Origin of the sequence: Mycobacterium neglectum (assembly GCF_002591975.1) — a bacterium.
GTDB classification, from domain to species: Bacteria; Actinomycetota; Actinomycetes; order Mycobacteriales; family Mycobacteriaceae; genus Mycobacterium; species Mycobacterium neglectum.
On the sequence record NZ_NVQE01000090.1, the window covers coordinates 1 to 5,440 of the forward strand.

Consider the following 5,440-nt stretch of genomic DNA (forward strand, 5'->3'; position numbering starts at 1 on the left):
CCTCTTTTTCCCGTTTAGGGGTGGATGTTTTTTGATGCCAGTTTTTGGTGTCTTTTGTTGGATTGGATTTTTCTGATTCGAATTCCACCTGGCTTTTGGGTTGGGTTGTTTTTGTTTGGAGAGTTTGATTCTGGCTCAGGACGAACGCTGGCGGCGTGCTTAACACATGCAAGTCGAACGGAAAGGCCCTTCGGGGTACTCGAGTGGCGAACGGGTGAGTAACACGTGGGTGATCTGCCCTGCACTTTGGGATAAGCCTGGGAAACTGGGTCTAATACCGGATATACCTCATGGACTGCATGGTTTGTGGGGGAAAGCTTTTGCGGTGTGGGATGGGCCCGCGGCCTATCAGCTTGTTGGTGAGGTTATGGCTTACCAAGGCGACGACGGGTAGCCGGCCTGAGAGGGTGACCGGCCACACTGGGACTGAGATACGGCCCAGACTCCTACGGGAGGCAGCAGTGGGGAATATTGCACAATGGGCGCAAGCCTGATGCAGCGACGCCGCGTGAGGGATGACGGCCTTCGGGTTGTAAACCTCTTTCAGCAGGGACGAAGCGCAAGTGACGGTACCTGTAGAAGAAGGACCGGCCAACTACGTGCCAGCAGCCGCGGTAATACGTAGGGTCCGAGCGTTGTCCGGAATTACTGGGCGTAAAGAGCTCGTAGGTGGTTTGTCGCGTTGTTCGTGAAAACTCACAGCTCAACTGTGGGCGTGCGGGCGATACGGGCAGACTTGAGTACTGCAGGGGAGACTGGAATTCCTGGTGTAGCGGTGGAATGCGCAGATATCAGGAGGAACACCGGTGGCGAAGGCGGGTCTCTGGGCAGTAACTGACGCTGAGGAGCGAAAGCGTGGGGAGCGAACAGGATTAGATACCCTGGTAGTCCACGCCGTAAACGGTGGGTACTAGGTGTGGGTTTCCTTCCTTGGGATCCGTGCCGTAGCTAACGCATTAAGTACCCCGCCTGGGGAGTACGGCCGCAAGGCTAAAACTCAAAGAAATTGACGGGGGCCCGCACAAGCGGCGGAGCATGTGGATTAATTCGATGCAACGCGAAGAACCTTACCTGGGTTTGACATGCACAGGACGTGCCTAGAGATAGGTATTCCCTTGTGGCCTGTGTGCAGGTGGTGCATGGCTGTCGTCAGCTCGTGTCGTGAGATGTTGGGTTAAGTCCCGCAACGAGCGCAACCCTTATCTTATGTTGCCAGCGCGTAATGGCGGGGACTCGTGAGAGACTGCCGGGGTCAACTCGGAGGAAGGTGGGGATGACGTCAAGTCATCATGCCCCTTATGTCCAGGGCTTCACACATGCTACAATGGCCGGTACAAAGGGCTGCGATGCCGTGAGGTGGAGCGAATCCTTTCAAAGCCGGTCTCAGTTCGGATCGGGGTCTGCAACTCGACCCCGTGAAGTCGGAGTCGCTAGTAATCGCAGATCAGCAACGCTGCGGTGAATACGTTCCCGGGCCTTGTACACACCGCCCGTCACGTCATGAAAGTCGGTAACACCCGAAGCCGGTGGCCTAACCCCTTGTGGGAGGGAGCCGTCGAAGGTGGGATCGGCGATTGGGACGAAGTCGTAACAAGGTAGCCGTACCGGAAGGTGCGGCTGGATCACCTCCTTTCTAAGGAGCACCACGAGACCCAGGCCCGCCCACGACTGTGGGAGTTCGGTGATCTTGGGCGATTCTGTGGATGGCCCTTCACCTGTAGTGGGTGGGGGTCTGGTGCACAACAAACGTTGATCCGCAGCGGGATTCGGCTTCGGCTGGATTGTGCGGTGATGGAATTGCCAGACACACTATTGGGCTTTGAGACAACAGGCCCGCTATCTCTTCGTCCCGTTCGGGAAACCGGAGATAGATCTGTCGCCCCGGTAGGGGTGGCGCCTCGGATACGGTTCGGGGTTGGTTGTTGTTGCCCTGCTTTGGTGGTGGGGTGTGGTGTTTGATTTGTGGATAGTGGTTGCGAGCATCTCGCATACAGTGGCGCCGGCTTCCCTTGTGGGGGTGGGTGTTGTTTGTGTGCGTTGATAATGCAATTTTTGATTCTTCCGAGAATTTTTAACTGTTTTGTGTTGTAAGTGTTTAAGGGCGCATGGTGGATGCCTTGGCACTGGGAGCCGATGAAGGACGTGGGAGGCTGCGTTATGCCTCGGGGAGCTGTCAACCGAGCGTTGATCCGAGGATGTCCGAATGGGGAAACCCGGCACGAGTGATGTCGTGTCACCCGTTACTGAATACATAGGTAACGGGGGGGAACGCGGGGAAGTGAAACATCTCAGTACCCGTAGGAAGAGAAAACAAGTGTGATTCCGTGAGTAGTGGCGAGCGAAAGCGGAGGATGGCTAAACCGTGTGCATGTGATACCCGGCGGGGGTTGTGTGTGCGGTGTTGTGGGGCGTTTCTTCTCTGGTCCGCCGGCCAGGGCGAAAGTGATAAACCGTTGGGTTAGGTGAAGTGGCCTGGGATGGCCTGCCGTAGTGGGTGAGAGCCCCGTAACTGAAAACTTGATGGCTTTCGTGGAACTGTCCCCGAGTAGCAGCGGGCCCGTGGAATCTGCTGTGAATCTGCCGGGACCACCCGGTAAGCCTGAATACTTCCCAGTGACCGATAGCGGATTAGTACCGTGAGGGAATGGTGAAAAGTACCCCGGGAGGGGAGTGAAATAGTACCTGAAACCGTGTGCCTACAATCCGTCAGAGCCCTCGCTTTATGTGTGGGGTGATGGCGTGCCTTTTGAAGAATGAGCCTGCGAGTCAGGGACATGTCGCGAGGTTAACCCGGGTGGGGTAGCCGCAGCGAAAGCGAGTCTGAATAGGGCGTATCCAAACAATAGTGTTTGGTGTAGTGGTGTGTTCTGGACCCGAAGCGGAGTGATCTACCCATGGCCAGGGTGAAGCAGCAGTAAGATGTTGTGGAGGCCCGAACCCACTTAGGTTGAAGACTGAGGGGATGAGTTGTGGGTAGGGGTGAAAGGCCAATCAAACTCCGTGATAGCTGGTTCTCCCCGAAATGCATTTAGGTGCAGCGTTACACGTTTCTTGTTGGAGGTAGAGCTACTGGATGGCCGATGGGCCCTACTAGGTTACTGACGTCAGCCAAACTCCGAATGCCGACAAGTCAAAGAGTGTGGCAGTGAGACGGCGGGGGATAAGCTCCGTGCGTCGAGAGGGAAACAGCCCAGATCGCCGGCTAAGGCCCCTAAGCGTGTGCTAAGTGGAAAAGGATGTGCAGTCGCGAAGACAACCAGGAGGTTGGCTTAGAAGCAGCCACCCTTGAAAGAGTGCGTAATAGCTCACTGGTCAAGTGATTGTGCGCCGATAATGTAGCGGGGCTCAAGCACACCGCCGAAGCCGCGGCAGCCGACCTTGTGTCGGCTGGGTAGGGGAGCGTCCTGCATCCGGTGAAGCCACAGAGTGATCTAGTGGTGGAGGGTGTGGGAGTGAGAATGCAGGCATGAGTAGCGATAAGGCAAGTGAGAACCTTGCCCGCCGAAAGACCAAGGGTTCCTGGGCCAGGCCAGTCCGCCCAGGGTGAGTCGGGACCTAAGGCGAGGCCGACAGGCGTAGTCGATGGACAACGGGTTGATATTCCCGTACCCGTGTATCAGCGTCCCTGATGAATCCAATCTGCTAACCACCCAAATGGTGGTCCACTTGATCCCTTCGGGGTGAGAGGGTCTACCGGCTGCGTGGGACCCGGTTGGGTAGTAGTCAAGCGATGGGGTGACGCAGGAAGGCAGCCGTACCAGTCAGTGGTAATACTGGGGCAAACCTGTAGGGAGACATCTAGGTAAATCCGGGTGTCGTTAATCCTGAGAGGTGATGCATAGCCGAGTGAGGCGAATTCGGTGATCCTATGCTGTCGAGAAAAGCCTCTAGCGAGCAGATACACGGCCCGTACCCCAAACCAACACAGGTGGTCAGGTAGAGAATACCAAGGCGTACGAGTGAACTATGGTTAAGGAACTCGGCAAAATGCCCCCGTAACTTCGGGAGAAGGGGGACCTTCCACCGTCATGGCCCTCGCGGCCGGCAGCGGTGGGGGGTGGCACAAACCAGTGAGAAGCGACTGTTTACTAAAAACACAGGTCCGTGCGAAGTCGCAAGACGATGTATACGGACTGACGCCTGCCCGGTGCTGGAAGGTTAAGAGGACCTGTTAACCCCTCGGGGTGAAGCGGAGAATTTAAGCCCCAGTAAACGGCGGTGGTAACTATAACCATCCTAAGGTAGCGAAATTCCTTGTCGGGTAAGTTCCGACCTGCACGAATGGCGTAACGACTTCTCAGCTGTCTCAACCATAGACTCGGCGAAATTGCATTACGAGTAAAGATGCTCGTTACGCGCGGCAGGACGAAAAGACCCCGGGACCTTCACTACAACTTGGTATTGGTGCTCGATACGGTTTGTGTAGGATAGGTGGGAGACTGTGAAGCGCACACGCCAGTGTGTGTGGAGTCGTTGTTGAAATACCACTCTGATCGTATTGGGCCTCTAACCTCGAACCGTATATCCGGTTCAGGGACAGTGCCTGGCGGGTAGTTTAACTGGGGCGGTTGCCTCCTAAAATGTAACGGAGGCGCCCAAAGGTTCCCTCAACCTGGACGGCAATCAGGTGTTGAGTGTAAGTGCACAAGGGAGCTTGACTGCGAGACCTACACGTCAAGCAGGGACGAAAGTCGGGACTAGTGATCCGGCACCCCCGAGTGGAAGGGGTGTCGCTCAACGGATAAAAGGTACCCCGGGGATAACAGGCTGATCTTCCCCAAGAGTCCATATCGACGGGATGGTTTGGCACCTCGATGTCGGCTCGTCGCATCCTGGGGCTGGAGCAGGTCCCAAGGGTTGGGCTGTTCGCCCATTAAAGCGGCACGCGAGCTGGGTTTAGAACGTCGTGAGACAGTTCGGTCTCTATCCGCCGCGCGCGTCAGAAGCTTGAGGAAACCTGTCCCTAGTACGAGAGGACCGGGACGGACGAACCTCTGGTCCACCAGTTGTCCCACCAGGGGCACCGCTGGATAGCCACGTTCGGACAGGATAACCGCTGAAAGCATCTAAGCGGGAAACCCCCTCCAAGACCAGGCTTCTCACCCATTAAGTGGGATAAGGCCCCCCGCAGACCACGGGATCAATAGACCAGACCTAGAAGTTCAGCAATGAATGCAGGGAACTGGCACTAACCGGCCGAAAACTTACACACAACGCTCGCAACCACATATCCACGCGCATCAAACCACTGCGCCCCACCACCAAATAACAAACCCCCCCACCACACGAGTGGGGCACTTTGAAAAGTGAATAAAGTTACGGCGGTCAATAGCGGCAGGGAAACGCCCGGACCCATCCCGAACCCGGAAGCTAAGCCTGCCAGCGCCGATGATACTACCCAACCCGGGTGGAAAAGTAGGACACCGCCGAACACAAATTA

At 56.2% G+C, this 5,440-nt stretch carries 3 rRNA genes; all 3 read left to right on the forward strand.

The features are described from left to right. Positions 1 to 112: 112 nt before the first annotated feature. The 3 genes from CSQ99_RS30385 (at position 113) to rrf (ending at position 5,432) form a co-directional block, all read left to right on the forward strand. A 16S ribosomal RNA gene (locus CSQ99_RS30385) occupies positions 113 to 1,633 on the forward strand. Positions 1,634 to 2,085: 452 nt separating this feature from the next. Continuing rightward, positions 2,086 to 5,212 (forward strand): 23S ribosomal RNA (locus tag CSQ99_RS30390). Positions 5,213 to 5,317: 105 nt separating this feature from the next. After that, a 5S ribosomal RNA gene (gene rrf, locus CSQ99_RS30395) occupies positions 5,318 to 5,432 on the forward strand. The 16S, 23S and 5S rRNA genes sit together here, the layout of an rRNA operon. Positions 5,433 to 5,440: the final 8 nt, after the last annotated feature.